A 19643-nucleotide genomic window follows, 5' to 3' on the forward strand; every position below is an offset into this window, starting at 1 on the left:
TCTCACCTGTCGGGGCGGCCGGTTGCCGCCCCGAGTGCGCTCAATGAGGCGAGCGCACGTCCGTGCTCGTCGAAAAGCGTCTGGTTCGCCCAGCCGTTTCCCGGCTCGGCGATGTCGTCTCCGTAGGCCATACCGGCCTCCGATGCCCAGGATGTCCCGGCGACGGGTAGCCATGCGGGCTCCCAATACACGACTCCCCTCCCCCGGCCGTCGGGAACGCCTCGCACGACAGCGGCGAGATCATCCAGATAACGCGCCTGGCCCGATATCGACGCCGGGTAGACCGCGGCCGGTGACCCGGCGTCGAACATCGACGTGCCGGCGGGATTGTCGGGCCGGCGGGCATAGGCGGTCTCGACGACGATGACGTCTTTGCGATATCGCTCGACGATGGCGTGGAGGTTGTCGCGCAGGTCGTCGAGCGAGCCGTGCCAGAGCGGGTAGTACGACAGGCCCACCGCGTCGAAGTCGACGTCGCGCGCGCTGATCTCGTCGAACCAGCGACGGTAGAGGTCGGCGGCGCCCCCGGCGTCGAGGTGCAGCACGATCCGCGAGCCCGGATCGCCGGCCCGCACCGCCGCCGATCCCGACTGCAGCAGCGCCGCAAGGCGGTCGTATTGCGCGCGAGCCTCTTCCTCGGCCGCCGGGGCGAAGCTCCGGCTCTCGAGGTCGTACCGAGGGACACGTCCGAAAGGCCACAGCATCCCGTTCGTCGTCTCATTGCCGACCTGCACCCACTCGGGGCTCCCCGCGATGGATCGCACCGCCTCGACCACCCGGGCCGTGTGGGCGGCGACGGCATCCCTCACCCCGGCGAAGTCGAGACCCTGCCAGGATCGCGGCAGTGACTGCTTCTTGGGATCGGCCCAGAAATCGCTGTAGTGCAGGTCGATCATGAGATCGAGACCCGCGGCTCGTGCGCGTTCGGCGAGACGGACGGTGGTGTCGAGATCGTTGGTTCCGCCTTGGTAGGGACGACCCTCGGCATCGGTGGGATCGACCCATACCCGCAGTCTCGCGAGGTTGACGCCGTGATCGGCGAGGATGCGGAACAGATCTCTCGTTCCGGCGGCATCCGAGAATGTTCCCCCGAGAGCCTCGACCTCGGCGGTCATCGACACGTCCGCACCTCGGACGGGCAGTGGCGTGATGGTCATTCCTTCTCTCCTCCTTGCGCGAGCCCCGCGACCAGGTAGCGCTGGAGCACCATATAGAGCACCGTGATCGGCACCGCGACGAGGATGGCCCCTGCCGCAAAGGTCGTGAAGTCGTTCCGGGTCTGATCCGAGATCAGCTGGAACAGTCCTATCGCGACGGTGTAGTTCTCCGGGCTGCTTATCAACAGGCGCGGCAGGATGAAGTCCATCCACGGCACGGCGAACTGGGTCACCGCCACGAACGTCAGCATCGGAGTCATGAGCGGCAGCAGGATGCGCGTGAAGATCTGCAGGTGGGACGCACCGTCGAGGACGGCCGCCTCGTCGAGACTCGTCGAGATGCCGTCGAGGTAACCCTTGAGCAGCCAGATGTTGTACGGCACCGCGGCGGCGACGCTCGCGATGACCAGGCCCGCGAGGCTGTCGAGCAGGCCGAAGGTGAGATACAGGATGTAGATCGCGATGGCGGTCATGAACGTCGGGAAGATCTGGATGACGAGCATGACCAGCAACCCGATGCGGCGGCCCGAGAAACGGAGTCGCGCGAAGACGTAGGCGGCGATCGCCGACAGCAGCACGCTGAGCACCATGTTCGACACCGCGACGATGAGCGAGTTGCCGTACCAGGTTGCGAACGGCGTCTCGGCGAACAGCCGGACGTAGTTGGCGAACGTCGGATCGGTCGGGATGGCCGATGCCTGCGCGAGCGACCGTCCCGAGCCGAGTGATGATCCGACGATCCACGCCAGCGGGTACAGAACGATGACCGCGACGACGGCGAGCTCGACGTGGATGAGGACGGTGATGAGACGGCTTCGAGTTCTACGCATCGGCGAACGCCTTCGAACGACGCAGGCTCCACACCGAGAAGCTTCCGACGACGACGAAGATCAGGATCGACATCACCGAAGCGATGTCGTACAGACCGTTGTCGAGCGTGAGCTTGTAGAGCCAGGTGATGAGGATGTCCGTGCTGCCGGCGTACCGGTAGTCGGGGTTGGCGGGACCGCCTTGGGTGAGGAAGTAGATGACCCCGAAGTTGTTAAAGTTGGCGACGAACGACAGCACGATGAGCGGCGCCGTCGCTCGCAGCACGATCGGGAGGGTGATGTAGCGCACCTGTTGCGCCGCGGAGGCGCCCTCGATGCGGGCCGCCTCGAAATAGCTCGGCGAGATATTGGTCAGTGCACCGCTGACGAGGGCCATGAAGTACGGGAAGCCGAGCCACAGGCCGACCAGCAGCGCGATGATTCGTGCGAGCCACGGATTCGCCGGGTCGGTGAGCCACATCACTCGTTCAGGCGTCACGCCCGTGTCGACGAGGAATTGGCTGATCGGACCGAACTGGCCGTTGAACATCGAGCGGAAGACCAGCGCGGAGATCATCGCCGGCACCGCCCAGGGGAGGAAGAAGATGCTTCGCCACAGGCGGGGGAAGCGGACGCGCCGACTCGAGACGAGCACCGCCTGCGCGAACCCGAACACGTACGTCGTCGCCGTCGCGAGCACCGCCCACGTGATCGTCCACCCGAGCACGCCGAAGAACGTCGCACCCCAAGCGCCGGCACCGAGCAGCTGCCCGAAGTTCGCCAACCCGACCCATTCGACGAGCTGCAGGGGAGGCAACGTGTCGTCGCTGTAGTCGGTGAAGGCGATGAGGATGCCGAAGATGACGGGGAGGGCCGTCACGAACAGCAGCAGGACGAGGGTCGGGGCGAGCACGAGGTACGGGAACGACTTCTGCCGGACATCGCGGGCCCAGGACCCGACGCCGATGCGCTCGCCGGTCTCGAGGAAGCGCCGTCGCGTGCGAACGGCATCCCGCACGGCCCACACCGACAGGGCGAGGAGCAGAAGCAGGACGAGGACGGCGATGATCCCGTTCACCATCAGGACGATCGAATGGTCACCGGCCGAGAGCCCCGCCACTGTCATCGCCCTCGGCTGCGTTCCCAATGTCACGAGACCCCAGATGCCACGGATGAAGAAGCCACCGTGGGTCCGCGGAGTGTAGCCGCCGAGGTTCGCGTAATGCCCCGTCGAGGCCTCGAGGGCGACCGCGAGCAGGGCCACGCCGGCCAGCCCCACGCCCTTCGCCCACTCGCGGTTGAGCACCTGGCCGAGACCCGGCACCAGCGCGGAGGCGAGCCCGAACGCCCACGGCGCCGTCGGGCTCGCTCCGCGATGATGCGGGGTCACTCCCCCAGCCCGGTCAGGTCGGCGTAACCCGCGACCGCCTGCTGCTGGGCGGTGGGCGCTTCGAGGACACCGTCCCACACGCTTGCGACGAGGGTGTTCCCGACGGTCCAGAGCTCGTCGCCGACGTCGGCGATGAGATCCGACCGCTCGGCCTGCGCGAGGATGCCGCCCGCGTGCTGGTCGTCGGCGAGGCCCGGGATGCCCGCCGCATTTTCGCTCGTCAACGCGGGGATGCCGCCCGTCGTTGCGTACAGGGCGGCGGCGGCCTCGTCCGAGGCGAGGAACGCGGCGAACACCCGAGCCGCGCCGGGGTGCTCCGAGTAGCCCGAGACCGCGGCCACGCCGAGGCCCGCGAGAGTCGCGGGCTCCTCACCGCCGTCCACAGCCGGCAGCGTGGTCACGCCGAATTCGAAGCCCGCGTCCTCGCCCGCGGTGGTGAAGTCGCCGATCGCCCACGGGCCCGTGACCACGTACGGAGTCTGCCCCTTGGCGAACTCCATCTCGATGGAGTCCCACGTGGCGTCGGCGGAGTTGACCTGCCAGAGGTCGCGGAGCGCGCCGTAGTACTCGAGCCCCGCGGTCAGAGCGGGCTCGCCGAGGCCGGGATCGGCGGCGTCGCCGGTGAGATGCCATCCGAGCGAGGTCAGCACGGGGTAGGCGTAGTAGAGCTGACCGCTCAGCCAGCGAATGGTCCAGCGATTCGCGCGCGGGTCGTTGTACGTCGACGCGAGTTCGCGGATCTGCTCCCATGTCTGCGCGGGCTCACTCGTACCCGTCAGCTGCTGCAGAAGCGTCTTGTTGTAGAACAGCGCGATCGATTCGGTCGAAACCGGCACCCCGTAGAGGTCGCCGTCGCGACTGACGACACCCGCGAAGGTCTCGCCGACACGCTCGGTGATCTCGGTGTCGTATTCCCCCAACGGTGCCGCCACCCCGGAGTCGATCGCTCCCGAGAGGTCGGTGAAGTTCGTGAAGTACACGTCCGCGCCGGTGCCCGCCTCGCCGTCGAGCTCCATCTTCGCCACGGCATCGACCTTCGACACCGTCGTCAGCTCGATACGGACATCGGGATACTCCGCGGTGAACGCCTCGACGAGCGCGTCACCGTACTCGGGATACTCCACCCAGACCTTCAGCGGCGCCTCTCCGCTGGCGACGTCGGGCTCGATCTCATACGCGCCTGCCTCGGCATCCCACGTAAGGGTCGACTCCGCGACCTCCGGCGCCGTGGAGCAGCCGGCGAGGAACGCCAATGCGAGAACGGTGACGGTTCCCAGCGCGGTTCGGGTGATGAGTGCTGTGTTGCGTGTGGCCATGCGAACTCCCTCGTTGCTGTGACTGTGACCGGTCCCAGTCAAGTGACGCGGTCGCCTCGAGTCCATGACGGTAATGGCAGACCGCCGGTTCTGGCGCGAGCTCTCCCCTGGGGAGGAGTCGCTTCCGGGTGACGGCACAGCAGTTCCGTTCGCGTTCGTGAGGATGTCACTGACACAGTGGTCTCATGAGCTCGACGACGACCATCGCCCTCGATCCGCAATCCATCCGCTCAGCGGTCGACGAGGCGCCGTTCACCGGGGTCATCCGGGTCGACGCGGGCGCCGCCTCTCTCTGGCGGAGCGAGCACGGGCTCGCCGATCGCGCGAGCGAGGTTCCGGTGGCGGCGTTCACGCGATTCGCGATCGCCTCCGGCAGCAAGGCGTTCACTGCGCTCGCGGTCATGCGGCTCGTCGAGAGCGGGGACCTGTCCCTCGACACGACGGCCCGCTCGGTGCTCGGTGCGGACCTCCCGCTGGTGGACGATGCCGTCACCGTGGAGCAGCTCCTCGGACACACGTCCGGCATCGGCGACTACATCGACGAAGACGACGACCTCGACGTATCCGAGTTCTTCCTCGCCGCGCCGGTGCACACGCTGACGAGCGCCGAGGCGTTCCTGCCCCTCCTCGACGGCATCCCGGCGAAAGCGGCACCCGGTGACGGGTTCGCCTACTGCAACAGCGGCTACGTCCTGCTCGCGATCATCGTGGAGCGGGTGACGGGGCGCGGGTACCACGAGGTGGTGCAGGAGCTCGTGCTCGATCCGGCCGGGCTGACCGAGACGGGCTTCCCCCGCACCGACGAGCTCGGCGCCGACCACGCGCGCGGCTACGTCTTCGATGAGGGGCTGCGGGTCAACACGCTGCACCTCCCGGTGCGGGCGAACGGCGACGGCGGCGCGTCGACGACGGCATCCGACGTCCACCGCTTCTGGCAGGCGCTCTTCGCCGGCCGCATCGTCTCGACCGAGACCGTCGCCCGGATGGTCGAACCGCGATCGCACGACGAGGACGAGGGGATGCGGTACGGCCTGGGCTTCTGGCTGAATGAGACCGGCACCGGCGTCGTCCTCGAGGGGTGCGACGTCGGAGCATCGTTCCGGTCGGTGCATCATCCCGGGACCGCGACCACCGCGACGGTCATGAGCAGCACGGCCGACGGCGCGTGGCCGGTGGCCCGGGTGCTCGCCAACGCGGTCGCCGCACTCGACCCGGCCTGACCCCGGCCGGCGCCGCCCGGCGCCGGTTCTCGCCGAGACAGCACCCGTGCGCCGAGACAGCGGCTGGCAACCGCCGTCTCGGCGCGCATCTGCTGTCTCGCGAGCCGGGGCGAGCGGACGACGCGTAGGCTTGATCGATGCCCGAAACCAGCCGCGCGACACCCGATGGCTTCGTGCGCGTCCGCGGGGCGCGCGAGAACAACCTGCGCAACGTCGACGTCGATGTGCCGCGCGACGCGATCGTCGCGTTCACCGGTGTTTCGGGCTCGGGCAAGTCGTCGCTCGCCTTCGGCACGATCTTCACCGAGGCGCAGCGGCGATATCTCGAATCCGTGGCGCCCTACGCGCGTCGCCTGATTCAGCAGGGCCACAACCCGCACGTCGACTCGATCACCGGTCTGCCGCCGGCCGTCGCGCTGCAGCAGCGCCGCGGCGCACCCAGCTCGCGCTCCAGCGTCGGAACGGTCACGACGCTGTCGAATTCGCTGCGGATGCTGTTCTCCCGCGCGGGCACATTCCCCCCGGGCTTCACGGAGCGGCTCGACTCCGACGCCTTCTCCCCCAACACGGCCGCCGGCGCCTGCCCCGAGTGCCACGGTGTCGGTGTCGCGCACACCGTCACCGAGGAGACGCTCGTGCCCGATCCGTCCCTCAGCATCCGGGACGGCGCCATCGCCGCGTGGCCGGGCGCGTGGCAGGCGAAGAACCTGCGCGACATCACCATCGCCCTCGGCTACGACGTGGATCGTCCGTGGCGCGAGCTGAGCGCCGCGGATCGCGAGTGGCTCCTCTTCACCGACGAGCAGCCGGTCATGGAGATCACGCCGCAGCGCGACCGCGTTGCGAAGCCCTACAAGGGCATGTTCTGGAGCGCGAAGAAGTACGTGTTCCACACGCTGTCGGATTCGAAGAGCGCCACGATGCGCGAGCGGGTGCTGCAGTTCGTCCGCACGGGTGTCTGCCCGCTGTGTGGTGGCTCGGGGCTGCGCCGCGAGGCGCTCGCCGTCACCTTCGCCGGCCGCACCATCGCGGAGCTGAACGCCCTGCCCATGAGCGAACTGGCCAAGGTCCTCCGTCCGACGGCGTCGTTGACGGATGCTGCGCCCGCACTCCCCACGTCGGCCTCCGGCGAGCGGACCGACGTCGCCGTGGCCATCGCCGCCGACCTCCTGGCCCGCATCGAGGTTCTCACCGACCTGGGGCTCGGGTACCTCGGACTCGGTCGGGTCACGACGACCCTGTCACCGGGCGAGATGCAGCGTCTGCGTCTGGCGAGGCAGCTGCGATCGGGCCTGTTCGGCGTCGTCTACGTGCTCGACGAGCCCTCCGCCGGACTCCACCCCGCGGATGCGGAGCCGCTGCTCGACGTGCTGCAGCGGTTGACCGCCTCGGGCAACTCCGTCTTCGTCGTCGAGCACAACATGGACGTCGTGCGCGGCGCCGACTGGATCGTCGACGTCGGACCGGGAGCGGGAGAGGGTGGCGGCGAGGTCCTCTACAGCGGCGCGGTCGACGGCCTCGCCGCTGTCGCGGCATCCGTGACACGGCCGTTCCTCTTCACCGACGGCGACCGGGACGCCGCCGAGACGCGGACTGTGCGCGCCCCGAGCGGTTGGCTGAGCCTCGAAGGCGTGTCACTGCACAACCTCGACGACGTCGACGCGGCGTTCCCGCTCGGAGCCTTCGTGGCCGTCACGGGCGTATCGGGCTCGGGCAAGTCGTCGCTCGTGGGCGGGGCGGTCCGCGACGTCGTCGCCGCGCACCTTCGCGCGGGCGACGCGGCCGACGAGTCCGACGACGAGACGACGGATGCCGCGGGGCCGGGCGACGCGATGCCTCCCGATTCGCGAGCCGCCGTCGCCACCGTGCGGAAGGTGGCGGGTCTCGAGCAGATCGACCGGCTCGTCCGCGTCGACCAGAAGCCGATCGGTCGCACGCCGCGCTCGAACCTCGCGACCTACACGGGTCTGTTCGACGCGGTGCGCGCGGTGTTCGCCGGTACGGATCTCGCCCGAGAGCGCGGCTACACGGCCGGTCGGTTCTCGTTCAACGTCGCCGGCGGTCGCTGCGAGACCTGCCTCGGTGAAGGGTACGTCTCCGTGGAGCTGCTCTTCCTGCCCGGCAGCTACGGAAGATGCCCGACCTGCCACGGTGCGCGATACAACGACGAGACGCTCGAGGTGGAGTACCGCGGGAAGAGCATCGCGGACGTCCTCGCCCTCACCGTCGAGGAGGCCGCCGACTTCCTCGAACCGGTGCCGACGGCATCCCGGAGTCTCCGCACCCTGCGCGAAGTCGGGCTCGGCTACCTGCGTCTCGGCCAGCCGGCAACCGAGCTGTCGGGCGGTGAAGCCCAGCGCATCAAGCTCGCCACCGAGCTGCAGCGCGCCCGTCGCGGCCACACGCTCTACCTGCTCGACGAGCCGACCACCGGACTCCACCCCGCCGATGTGCGGCTGCTGCTCACGCAGCTGCACGCCCTCGTCGATGCGGGCAACACCGTGATCGTCGTCGAGCACGACATGGACGTCGTCGCCTCCGCGGACTGGGTCATCGACCTCGGACCTTCCGGCGGCGACGCCGGCGGGCGCATCGTGGCATCGGGAACACCGGATGCCGTCGCCCACGCGGCCGGCAGCCGCACCGCGCCGTACCTCGCACGCCTCCTGGCGCGTTGAGCGCGCCGCGGACTTCCGCAGCGGACGGAGGCACCGATCGGCGAATGCGAAGAGGGCCCGCCTCTCGGCGGACCCTCTTCATACCGGTCGGGATGACAGGATTCGAACCTGCGACCCCTTGACCCCCAGGTAGACGGTTCCACCAGATTCCTTGATTTTCCGGGCATCTCCGCGCCTCAGGAAGCCCGATTTCACGTCATGGATTGCATGATTTGCATGCGTCAGGCCCCGGCCAGGTCCCGGCTCTTGGTAGCCGACCGCTGATCCGTCGGGGGTTTACGTGGGGTTTATGGAGGGGTCTCGATCGGGCTCCGTTCCGATCAGGTACGCCCCGGGAACCCTACTCCCGACAAGACATCACAGGCACGGAGCGTTCTCCCAACGGCGGTGTTCACTTCGATGAGCTCTTCGTAAAAGAGTTGTTGTTCGGAGCACGTCCACCCGCTCCGAACTGGTGCCCTCATTTGGCAGTCAGATCGGCGACAAGTCTGTCGAAGCTCTCCCGCGTGGCGACGTTCCGTTCCCCGGCGACAGCAACATGGAGAACTCCCTCGCGCACTTTGCTCTGGTCGAGCGCGTCCCAGACTCGCTCGACCAGAGCACCCCATCCGGCTTCGATGTAGACGTCGGGCGCTCGTAGCAGTTCGAGGAGGGCGATCTCTTTCGGGGTGAGCGTTGCCCGTTCTCTGTTCCGCCTCGAGTGCTGTGTCAGGCCCACGATCGGGTCCGTCGGCCAGAGAGTTGCGACATGAAATGACGCCGGGATCTGAGTCGTCACGCCCCACTCGCGTGCAGCGGAGTAGCCCGCCGGTCCGCTGCCGGTCTCACCGAGCACTTCCCAAGCAACATCGTCCACGCGGGGACGCGTCATGCCGTACCGGGTCTTCACTCCCCGGTAGTACAGGCCCCTGCGAATCTGGACCGGCATTCAGGAGTGACAATCAATGCCCTACGTGGACATCGTCGAACTGGTCTCGCCGGGTCGGGGCCGTCGCGGGATGCTTGGTTGGGGCAAAGGAGTCGCTGGTCTTGGGCTCAAAGCTCTCTTCAGCTTGAGCGACTTTATCTTCGATATCACTGAGTGCTTCGTTTAGGCGCCTGGTGTCCCGCATGTCCTCCTCAAAGACCTCGAGGTATGCGGTGACCGTCTCGCGTGCGTGTTCGTATCGTTCAGCTGGACCTACATCGTCGAGATACCCGTGAGCAGATTCGTCGATCAAGTAATCGATCCGAGGTAGTGCTTCGTTGGCGAACCTGTCGAGAAGCGCTTGTCGTTCGGCCGGTGTGAAGAGGTCCACGATGTCGGAGTCAAGCCATGTGGCTTCAAAGTCTTCAACTGCTTGACGCTCAAGGAGCTCTACCGCACGTTCGCGCAAACCCTGCGGAAGTACCTGTGCGGTGTGCAGTCGCGCCAGCAGTGTAGGCCGCCAGGAAGCGCTCCTGTAGGACTCAAACTTGAGGAGTCCGGGTAGCGTCTCTGCGTTGTTCGAAGCCCACAGGCTCAAAAAATCATCAGAAGCTCTGTGGTTCAGGAACGATGCAAGCGGGCTGTACCATCTGTCGTTTGCTAATGCGGGGGCGAGCGGTGTCCTTGCGACAACGTCTGGGTAGAGGTGCGCTGGGATTGTGATCAGTGTGCCTGCTTCGGTCCCTCCGCAGTCCACCTGTTTGACAAGTTCATCGTCAGTGAGTCCGCTCAGAACGATGTGCACCACATTCGGGTCATCTGCGATCGAAGCTGCGAAGCCTTCCCGGACCGTCGGGTGCCGGAAGCGCCACTTCGCACCACCGTGTGCATCAGTTGGCAACATCAAGAAGGTCTCGTTGAGATGTCCGAGAGCCCGCATGACCTCCGGTGTTGTAGCTCCCAGTTGAGTGACCGTCTCCGCCTGCTGGTCGGATAGTTTGACTGGAGAAGGTAACCCGCCGCCCGAGAGGTAGACGCAGGCCAATGCCGCTCGAGCGGCCGGTTCGAGCTGATTGAGCACATCGGTCAAGAAGTCGAGCGGGTGCTGAACGTAGTCAAGCAGCTGTCCGCCGTACTGGATCCGGCTTGTGAATGCCTTGCGCCCCAGGCGTCTAGCAATCTCTGGCTGAAATGCTCGCGAAGCAGCGACGCTCTGCAAGTAAGGCCGCCAGTTCTTTAGGACGCTCTCGGGCTGGTCCCCGGCTCGGAGATGGTTGTAGAGGATCTGGCGGCGTTCCTCTTCCGAAAGCTGTTCGACATCGACCACTACAGCTTGCTCACGAAGTAGCGGGTAGGCGTAGTCCTTCAGGTGACGGCGCGCTTCACGGTAGATGTAGTCACGGCTGGTCAGGATGACTTTTGCTCCGCTACTGATCGCTGTCATCACTTGGTCGAGACGCCGCGACCATTGATCAGTCAGCTGCTGATCGTGTTGGATCGCCCCGAAGGCATCGTCGACCCAGAAGAGCTGGTCGGGCTCGTGTGGGTTCCAAGACTCGATGAGTTCCGCGGCTGAGTCGACTCTGCGCACACCGCAGCCCCACTCGTCCAGCGCGGCAGCCGACAGTGTGGCGGCGATGGTGGATTTCCCTGCTGCGGGCGCTCCGAGCAGGATCGTGAACCCCTGATTGGCCAGTGCATCCGCTGCTTGTCGATAGGCGGCTGTGGGAACAAATGTCGAGAGATCTTGTCCGAGGTTGGCCAGTAGCACTTCGGCCTGCGCAAGTCGTCGCTCGTCAAGGATCTGACTGAGGTCGCCGAGCCCGTAGACCCGAGGGACATATCTGCGCAATGCTGGTCGAATGGCGATCTGCTGGCAGATCCAGTTTCCGTCGAGGACTATCGCCTGATCGATTCCTCGATCAGCAAGTTCAGAGCGAAGCCAGGCTTCGGTGTCGCCCGACACTCGAAGATTGGTCATCAAGATGTAGGCATCGCAATGGCCTTCAGCGTGCAGCTTTTCAGCCTTCACCAACTCATCTTTAAGGCCGCTGGGAGGCAGCGTACCGACGCCAGAGGCGCTGAACTTGCACTGTGCCACCACTGCTGCCGCATCGGCCAAGCTGCTCGGGAGGCTCGCGGTCGAGTCAAGGTTCCCTGCCAGCCAGCCACCGTAGAACGCGCCGTCGCGGCCGCCGTCGTTGCTATCGGCGAAGGTATGGAAGGTTTGCCCCAGCGCGTGTTGCAGGATGACCGCGCTGAGATCTTGGAACGCACGCCATCCGAGCTTGTGTAGGTCGTAGCTGATCATGTTGGAAATTCGGAACCTGCTACTTGACGCGCCTGATACGGAGCATGCCGTCGGCTTTGGTTGAGAGACGTCGTACGATGCCGAGTTTCTCCAGAGTGGACAAGAAGCTGTGGTGTTCAGCAGTAGGAGTGAACTTCGGGGATACGAAAGCCATATCGACGATTGCTGCGTACTTGCCGCCCAAGATCCTGAGCGTCGCAGCCGGGTCAGCGGCGAATGCGTCCTGAGCCTCGGTCGTGTTCAGCAGTGCAATCAGGCTTGCTCGCGAAGCACCTGCCACTGCGAGCGCGTGAATTTCATTGAGACCGAGGCTGATGCTTCGCTCATTGAAGAAGGTCGCGATTGCATTGGCATTCTGCTTTGCCTGCGTTGAGGTCAGCAGGCTGCTGAGATAGTCACCGACATAGGCCCGCACGTTGACATCAATCGCTTCGCTCTTCAAGAAGGCGGTGACGTCGTTGGGGCTGACGAGCTCGCCAATCTCGGAAGCGTTAGGGGCGGGTCGTTTCACAAGCAGAGCTTCTCTGACGCTCCAGTCAATTGCGGTGTCGGCTGTAGCTCGAAGCTCGTCCAGTTCTCCCCACTCCTCATTGATCAGGCGTACCGCAACCGGTGGTGTGGCTTTCAGCCAGGTATCTGCGGGGATCTCAAAGTACTCCTGTAATTGATCGACGAGGTCGCTCAATACGTCGTCTGTCAGGAGATCCGGGAAAGTCGCAGTGGCGAGGAGCACGGACGATACGAATGCGGAGAGGTCCGTGTCATCGCTGATTTTTAGCCGGGGCACATCGTGGAGTGCGGTGGCGATACCTTCGGTCACCGCACCGCTGGCGCTGAACCGCGACAGCAAATTGGAGGTTGAGACTTCCGCGCGATGCTCGAGCAGTAGCACTTCCTGCACAATCTCTGCGTTCTGCATGATGTCCAGCACACGTATGGACGGCAGAGCATTCTGCGCTACGGCCCGGAGTTGCAGTTCCTCGCCTTCGCCAAGCTCCTCCAGGAGGTCCTCCAAAATCTCTGCCAGCTCCATAGGCGTCTCGGCACTCGGCGTCTCGTCGCCCGTCTCCTGAGCCTCGAGCAGCTCGAGGTACTCCCCGATGCGTGGCAACGTGGAGTTGTAAGCAGTCGGCGAAGTCTTCAGCTTCTCCAAGCTGACCCATGTGGACTCTTCGCGCCCAACGATGACACTCAGATTCGCGACGGTCATCGCGAACAGTCCCTGTTCGACGAAGAGATCGCGTACTGAGACGGAAAGTGGCTCGAGGTCGTCGATCGCGGTCTTCAACATAACCAGACGCGACGCAGCAGTAGTGCTCTCTGGAGTGTCTCGACGAAGGGAGCCAAACCGGTGATGGTTTTGCTGCGCGTAGAGTCGCACCCCCTCGTCTCCTGCTACAGAGCGCGAGAACTGCTCGCTTTGAGATCCCGCCAGGGCTGCCTCGAAGAGACTGGCCTTGCGGTCGTCCGAGAGGGATTGGTCGTTGATGATCGAGCGAATCACTTCGCTTGTGAGGCTTGCGAGATAGGCGATCGCGTCCCCAAGCGCAGCATTGTTCGTTTGGTTCCCGTATCTGCTGAAGAAGTCGCGGATGAAGGCTTCGTCGTCGTTAGTCCAGCCCCGAAGCTGCGCGATCACGCGGCGCGACTCTTGCGGAGCGTGGACGAGGAGGTAGTTGAGGACATGGATGTTGACCATGCCCGAGCGTTCGAGAACGAGAGGCGTGCGATCTTCGAGGACTTCACCGATTGCACCTTCGGATACGGGCGCAAGTGGAGTGCGTCCGGGGTGCTCGATGGAGTTCTGGATGAAGTTCTGCGCTTCGATTCCTAGGAACTGTACATCGACGTGGGCGCTGAGCAGTGCGAAGTTCTGGGTCAGATGACCGGATGCGATGAGGTCAGAGGTGAGTCCCTCGCCGACCTCAGCGATGACGATCTGAGAAAACGACAACGCTTCACCCGGCTCGCGACCTTTGGGCCACGCGTTGGAGTCGGCGCTGAGTACGAATTGCGGGAGCTCCCACAACCGGTGCCAGGTTGCCGACTCCAGCGATTCACGGTCTGCTTCTAAACGCCTACGTTCGTCAGCAGCGAGCGGGACTGCCGTCGACTCCGCGAAAGACAACGACACCGAGAAGGCCGCCTCAATGGCTTTACGATCCAGCGCCTTCCCTGGTTGTACGGGACTGATCCTCCTGCCGCGACCCTCCTCCATAGCTCCAGGTCGCTGAGTTCCTCAAGGGTCAAAGCCCGGTATCTGGTGCTTGAGTACGGGCCAGCCGGTATGACCTCTTCGAAGACTGCGCCGAGCGCATTGGTTCTTGTCAGTATCTGTTCTGCGAGTGCAGCAGCCTGATCGCGTTGGGCTTCTTCAGATGGATGGCTGAGCCGGAGGTTGATGCGCTCTAGATTCTCGAGAACCAGCGCCTTACTCAGCCACAGCAGGACATGGAGTTTGCTCTTGCCGAGACGAATCAGTTCGAAGTCGGCTACTTCCAGGTTCTTGTATAGGACCAGGGCGAGGAGCCGATCGGGGGTGAGCTCTTCGGGGTGGAGTCCTGGTTGCAGCAGGCGGTCTCTATACATCGCAAATTCATTGCGGATGTTGCGGATCTGTCGTTGATCAGGAAAGTACTGAGCGATCCTCCTAACGAGACCTTGGGAAGGTCGACCTTCTACTCGGGCGCGCTCCTCTGCGCCTGGTTCTGCTTCTGCAGACCCGTTGACCGGAACTCCAGCGAGCAGCTCGAGTTCTTTCTTGAGGGCTCCTCTGGCGTTCTGCTCCGTGACAAAGGGGACGACCGGAACGATCAGGTCGAAGAACTTTGTTCGGCTGAAAGCGTCATGTTGCACGTCTCCGGTGGCTTGGACAGTCTTGGCCAGGAGGGAGTCGCGGATCGCGTACACGAAAACGATGGGCCCATGATGAAACCCTTTGGGAATCTCCTCCAAGTTTTCTAGCTCATCGAAATTGAGCTTCTCGGCCTTCTTCCATGGCCTGCGCTTCAAGACGCGATCCCACAAGCTGCCCGTCTTACCGTGGAGTCGTTCCGCGTTCAGTTGTGCTGAGTGGTTGAGCAGAACGTTGAGTGCGCGCAGGTCTTCGAAGACTTCGACGTTGTCGAAGCGGTCCATGTCTTCAAGGACGAGAATGCGTGTCTTCGAGACCTGGAAGAAGTAGACGATCTCGTCAAGATAGTCGTCGAAGTAGCTGCCGCTCTTGTCTGCGAGCGTGAGCTTGGCCGGTCCGGCTGCGAGGTCACTGATCGCAAGGCGGCCGTTCGTGATTCGCAGGAGGAGCAGGGCGACGAGCGCGACGCCCACCAGGGTCGGAATGTAGAGCTCAGGACGCCAAGTCAGTGTCGAGTCGTGTTGAAGAGATGCGACAACCAGCGTGATGATCCATTGAACGGCGACACCGGCCGCCCCTGCAAGCAGTGCCCAGCCAAGGCTCTTGAACCACCGGAACTTGCTGGTCCTCGGAAACCGCGAGGCAGGCATTTTGGAAGGGTCAACGACGTAAAGGATCTGCTTGACGATCTCCTTCTGCAAGTCACTGGCCGAGGGCTCCGCGACTTCCTTGCCTGCCGAACTCGCGGAGGAGGACCGCACGGTCGCAAGGGATACCTGAATCGTCTGGTCTGGGTATCTATCCGTGAGCCCTTGGAGGATGCTGCTCTTTCCTGCACCGTAAGGCCCGGACAAGGCAATGTTCGTCGCCTGACGTGCTTCGATTCCTTCAAGGAGTGCACGAAGGTACCCCGCGTGCACGGATGGCACGTAATGCGGAGCCAGATCTTGAAGCGGTTGCCACTTTAAACGCGGTGACGTAACGGCTTCGGTTGTCGTAGGCGTCTCGTTCGACGTTGAATCGCCAGACTCGTTCAGCACTGGGGTTCCTTCCCGCATGGTCTCACTCGCTCTGCCGTAATCTCGCTGCCACCGACGTACACGGCACATCGAAGAAGTTCCAGATCGCAGGATGCCCGCGGGATGTGGCTAGTCATATCCGCGTTGACGCCCCTTGCATAAGATCCACAAGGACCGGCATCGCTGAGGATGGATCCGGCCCTTTACGCCCGGGTCTGCTGTAGGAATAGGTGACATCTTGACCTATCCGTGCAGCAGACCCACGCGGAAGATATTGCTTCGTTCTCACTTCCGTCAGCCTCTGTTGCTTCGTCGAGTGCGACCTCTCGAACTGAGGTTTAGGGAGTCAAGTTCAAGATCATCGAACGGGATCACAGGAAACGGGCTCGCCTGAAGCAAAGGAGTGAGCAAGGGGTCACTCGTGACCACCGCCCCGACTACCTGCCACCCTGATCCGTCATTGCCGTGTCCCAAAGCTGGGACCACCTCGTGAAGGTTCTTTCTTAACCAATCGATACGCCTGCTGTGAAGTTCTGCGGTGGACTTCTTGTTCTTCTTTCCCAAGAAGAGCTTCTGCAGTTCGTTGGCAATCTCCGCTGGAGTGCGGGAAATCTCGAAGTCCTTCGCCTCGATAGCGATGATGGATCGGGTCCTGGGGTGAACCGCGAGGATATCAACGTCGCCAAGCTCATTCCCTGCTGAGTCGGCGATGACATTCTTACCGATCTTCTTTACCGAGACTCGCACGTCCATTCCGAGCTTCTGACATCGGGCCGCCACAGAACGAGCAAAGTCATCGTTAACTTTGCCTCTGGCCCGTGAGATGAAGTGCTGCATCTCGATACTCTTGGCCCGGCCCTGCAGCCTGCCCGAAAGTAGGTTGTCTGCCCAGTAAACGCCCAATCTGTAAATACCTCGGAATCCGAACACCAGGTCGTTACCTTGAAGAACCAATGGCCTACGGATGTATGACATGTCTCGGTTGAAGCGCCATGGCCAGGCGTCTTGTCCGATACTGAGGAAGGACGACCGTGGCGTGAGCGTGATCGCGGAGATGACTGTAGACACCGCTTCCTGAGACATGTTTCTATTCGCTGCAATCTTGGTGATGCTGGTAGCGCGATCGATGCGCGTAACCCGATCTGCTGTGGCCAAGTCGAGCAAGCCACCACACACTTCACGGAGTTCAGCGAGGGTGAATCCGAACTCTGCACTCATGGCTTGGCTGCTATTTGCAATGAATGCGTCGCCGTCGAACTGGGAGGAGCTTTCATAGGCATCGCCGCGTAGAGCATTACGAACTGAGCGCGTGCCTGAGTTGGCGGCATACTTCTCCATCGCCGCTATCACAGGCTGCTCCCGGCTGACACCAAGTCGACCCGATCCAAGGATTGAGACCTGGAAGTCGGCAAGGTCGTAGTGGAGGAAATCTGAGATCGTTCCTCGCTCACCGATCTCTTTAGCGATGCTCAGAATGCGGTAGTAGTCGAGGATGGTGATATCGCGCGCTCCGGCAGGAGGCTGCGCTGCGGTGTATTCGATCAGGAATCGGTTCGCTCTGTGTGCGGCAGCGATCCCCTTCCGATGCTTTACGAGCTCTGTGACTGTATGTGACTGTTCTCCGAAGCATGCCAAGCGTGCTGCTAGCAGCGTGTTGCTGAGTCTGGCATTGTGCAGAAGCGATTCGTTCTGGGAGACCAGAAAGTCGATCAGGTTGTTTCGATCGAATACTGCGATGTCATCTTCGAGCAACTTGAAAAGGTGGGAAACAGCAGAGTTGAGTACTCGAACTCGGTCCTTCTCATCGAAGACACCTGTGGAGAGATCACCGCCTTCGGGTGATCTTAGCCACTCACCAAGGCCGTCCAGCAGTTGGGCGTCGACCTGCTCATGGCCTGTCAGTGGGCGAGGAAGGTTCTCCGCCAGCATGTCGGGCGAGCGGTCCTGGCTGAAGACGTTGATCATTCGCTTCGTGCCCTCGGGCGCGATTAGGTCGAGCATCCTCGCGAGATCATCGCCGACGGCTCCGAACAGGCTGGTTAGGAGTACCGCCACAAGTTCACGTTCTGCTGTGTTCTTGGGTTGTTGGAGCTGTGCTGCGAAGGTTTCGGTGAACTCTAGGACAAGTCCTCGATCTGTCGGTCGTGCGCGCACGGCCGAGTCCGTCGTGGACCGCACATCGGCCCTCTTCCATGATTCCGGATCACTCACCAGCAAGACGAGTTCTTCGGTATCAGAAGCGGACATCACTGCTGCACACGCTGCGCACTCACGAACCCAGTAGGCCACGCAATCAAGTAGATCGATTTCGACACCTATAAACCCTTCGACGCCAGGGTCGACAGTGATTAAGATTGTCTGATGTTCGAGCTCGACTGCAGATCCGATGTAGGAAGTATTCGGGACAGTGATGAAGATCTCTGGCGCATCCAGTTCGTATCGGCGCTGTACCTGGATGATCGGAGCACCGGGAACAGGCACGACCACACCGTGCCGATCCGTCTCCTTGGAGAACTTTAATATCGTAGAGAGACCGTCTCCCGTCTGGAAAGCGGTGAAGGTGGCTGGCCGGTCGTCGGATAGGTAGAAGGACTTGTCGTTCTGAGCATATGAACTGAACTCGTCGAGGATGCTGAACGACATCGATTCTCCCGGGCGGTTCTCGACAGCTTGGGCAAACAACAGCAGTCCTAGCAAACCATCCGGTTCCTGGTGCAATATCACCTCAAGATCATCGGAACGAGCTATCAGCATCGGGTCCGAATCCTCCACATTCGGCACGCCCCAGAAGGCACCGCGTCCCGGACTATCAGTGATCACCAGGTGGATCATATCCTCAGCCGAGGAGTAGCTCGCTCTAGCTTCGGGGGTCATCAAATCCGCGAGCTGTTCCAGCGTTGGGCGCGTGTTGTATTGGCCCCAGATCTCCGCTTCCCAGTCGACGAGGGGATCTGTCGCGAGCACCAAGTGAAGGTCACGCTTGCCATCAATGCTGATGAGATACCTGCTGAAAGATTCGCGGTGCTCCAACTCTTCGAGTGAAGTATCTGAAGGCAAGAGCCTCATGAACCGCCGCAAGGCAGCCTGCCGCCAGCGCTTCCCAAACTCTGCGAGTTGAGCTTCCTGCTCGACAAATCGAAGCAGATGGAACCGGATAGAGATTGCAAGGTCAAGCGGCAAGACGACTCGGTATCCGTCTGCGGTTCTGAGGAACGGCGCTTCGTAAAGGCGGTCGTCGGTGTAATCGTCTTGGCAAGGATGATTCAGGTGGCCAGGATCGAGCGCGAATGTGTCCACCACCACACGGAGCCAACGGCCGTGAGCATCGAGTTCTTCATTCGAGATGAACGCTGCGTCAGCGAGCTCCTTCAACCGGGCGGCTCCAGGTACGTCCACCGGAGTCCGTGCCGAGCCTGCTGGTTCGGCGCCACGTGCGAGCCCTGCCCTCTTGAGCACAATGTCACTCACGGTGAGCAAGCCCTGGACTAGCTGGCGTGCGAGCGCTCGTAGCTCTCTCGGCATCCACGGGTCACGGAACGCCGCGTCGATGAGATTCTCGAGATCGGAGACGCTGTGCTCGCCAGAGCCGCCAGATACGAGGTAGGGCCCGCCGCTGAAAGTGATGCTCTGCACAAGCACTTCTGAATATGGGTCTTCGAGCATCAGGATGCGTGGCCCTCCAACGTCATCCCTTTTCAGAATAGATCGAATTGTACTCGGGCTTACCGCGCCGGCCCCATGGTCGGGCAACGCCATCCCCAGCGCGGCGAGTCGATGAAGTCGGACGTATCGTGACGCGTTTGTGGGGAGAAGCATCAACCCGGATGCAGCCGCTACAAGCGATGGGCCGTCCACACGCTGGGGAACGCCTTCTACGCGGATGCCGGCCATGAACCGATGATCCTCACAGGAAGAGGCATAGCGCCACGGGTTCTGAAACTATGGGGAGTGAAATCCGAACCGTCAACCGGAACGTGTATAC

The 19643-nt window shown here is 63.0% G+C and carries 11 protein-coding genes; 2 read left to right on the plus strand and 9 right to left on the minus strand.

The annotated features are described in order from the left end of the window. Positions 1–2: 2 nt before the first annotated feature. The 4 genes from F6B42_RS09690 to F6B42_RS09705 are packed head-to-tail and all read right to left on the minus strand — an operon-like array spanning position 3 to position 4672. Entirely contained in the window at positions 3–1157 is a 1155-nt protein-coding gene (locus tag F6B42_RS09690) for a glycoside hydrolase family 53 protein (RefSeq protein ID WP_150419409.1), read from the minus strand. After that, on the minus strand, positions 1154–1987 hold the full coding sequence (locus tag F6B42_RS09695; RefSeq protein ID WP_150419410.1) for a sugar ABC transporter permease: 834 nt from the start codon (positions 1985–1987) through the stop codon (positions 1154–1156). The genes F6B42_RS09690 and F6B42_RS09695 overlap by 4 nt, the downstream gene beginning before the upstream one ends. Continuing rightward, on the minus strand, positions 1980–3356 hold the full coding sequence (locus F6B42_RS09700) for a carbohydrate ABC transporter permease (protein WP_150419411.1): 1377 nt from the start codon (positions 3354–3356) through the stop codon (positions 1980–1982). Before F6B42_RS09700 ends, F6B42_RS09695 begins: the two co-directional genes overlap by 8 nt. Further along, entirely contained in the window at positions 3353–4672 is a 1320-nt protein-coding gene (locus tag F6B42_RS09705) for an extracellular solute-binding protein (RefSeq protein ID WP_191089321.1), read from the minus strand. Before F6B42_RS09705 ends, F6B42_RS09700 begins: the two co-directional genes overlap by 4 nt. Positions 4673–4857: 185 nt before the next feature. On the opposite strand from F6B42_RS09705, the gene F6B42_RS09710 reads away from it, so the two are divergent. Together F6B42_RS09710 and F6B42_RS09715 are read left to right on the plus strand one after the other, a co-directional pair. Then, positions 4858–5892 carry a serine hydrolase domain-containing protein gene (locus tag F6B42_RS09710; RefSeq protein ID WP_150419413.1) on the plus strand — a complete coding sequence of 345 codons (1035 nt, stop codon included), beginning with the start codon at positions 4858–4860 and terminating at the stop codon, positions 5890–5892. 137 nt (positions 5893–6029) lie between these two features. Further along, positions 6030–8570 (plus strand): excinuclease ABC subunit UvrA, encoded by a 2541-nt coding sequence (locus F6B42_RS09715; protein ID WP_150419414.1) that lies wholly within the window; start codon positions 6030–6032, stop codon positions 8568–8570. Between the two features lie 460 nt (positions 8571–9030). Here the strand turns inward: F6B42_RS09715 and F6B42_RS09720 are convergent, their stop codons facing one another. The 5 genes from F6B42_RS09720 to F6B42_RS09740 form a co-directional block, all read right to left on the minus strand. Then, complete coding sequence (locus F6B42_RS09720) at positions 9031–9459, minus strand: hypothetical protein (RefSeq protein ID WP_150419415.1); 429 nt, start codon at positions 9457–9459, stop codon at positions 9031–9033. A 52-nt stretch (positions 9460–9511) separates the two neighbouring features. Further along, the gene (locus F6B42_RS09725) at positions 9512–11788 is read right to left on the minus strand and encodes an nSTAND3 domain-containing NTPase (RefSeq protein WP_191089322.1); all 2277 of its coding nucleotides are present in this window, start codon (positions 11786–11788) and stop codon (positions 9512–9514) included. A gap of 19 nt (positions 11789–11807) precedes the next feature. Further along, positions 11808–13922, minus strand: a complete 2115-nt coding sequence (locus tag F6B42_RS09730; protein WP_150419416.1) for a hypothetical protein — start codon at positions 13920–13922, stop codon at positions 11808–11810. Further along, positions 13859–15562, minus strand: coding sequence for a YobI family P-loop NTPase (locus F6B42_RS09735; protein WP_150419417.1), 1704 nt, complete (start codon positions 15560–15562; stop codon positions 13859–13861). Before F6B42_RS09735 ends, F6B42_RS09730 begins: the two co-directional genes overlap by 64 nt. Positions 15563–15955: 393 nt before the next feature. Then, a complete protein-coding gene (locus tag F6B42_RS09740) occupies positions 15956–19552 on the minus strand; it encodes a hypothetical protein (RefSeq protein WP_150419418.1) in 3597 nt (1198 codons plus the stop codon). Positions 19553–19643: the final 91 nt, after the last annotated feature.

This window comes from Microbacterium radiodurans, assembly GCF_008710705.1.
Taxonomy (GTDB): domain Bacteria; phylum Actinomycetota; class Actinomycetes; order Actinomycetales; family Microbacteriaceae; genus Microbacterium; species Microbacterium radiodurans.

Coding starts and splice junctions, on each gene's coding strand:
- F6B42_RS09690 (WP_150419409.1), bottom strand. CDS start 1,157: ATGACCATCACGCCACTGCCCGTCCGAGGTGCGGACGTGTCGATGACC.
- F6B42_RS09695 (WP_150419410.1), bottom strand. CDS start 1,987: ATGCGTAGAACTCGAAGCCGTCTCATCACCGTCCTCATCCACGTCGAG.
- F6B42_RS09705 (WP_191089321.1), bottom strand. CDS start 4,672: ATGGCCACACGCAACACAGCACTCATCACCCGAACCGCGCTGGGAACC.
- F6B42_RS09710 (WP_150419413.1), top strand. CDS start 4,858: ATGAGCTCGACGACGACCATCGCCCTCGATCCGCAATCCATCCGCTCA.
- F6B42_RS09715 (WP_150419414.1), top strand. CDS start 6,030: ATGCCCGAAACCAGCCGCGCGACACCCGATGGCTTCGTGCGCGTCCGC.
- F6B42_RS09725 (WP_191089322.1), bottom strand. CDS start 11,788: ATGATCAGCTACGACCTACACAAGCTCGGATGGCGTGCGTTCCAAGAT.
- F6B42_RS09740 (WP_150419418.1), bottom strand. CDS start 19,552: ATGGCCGGCATCCGCGTAGAAGGCGTTCCCCAGCGTGTGGACGGCCCA.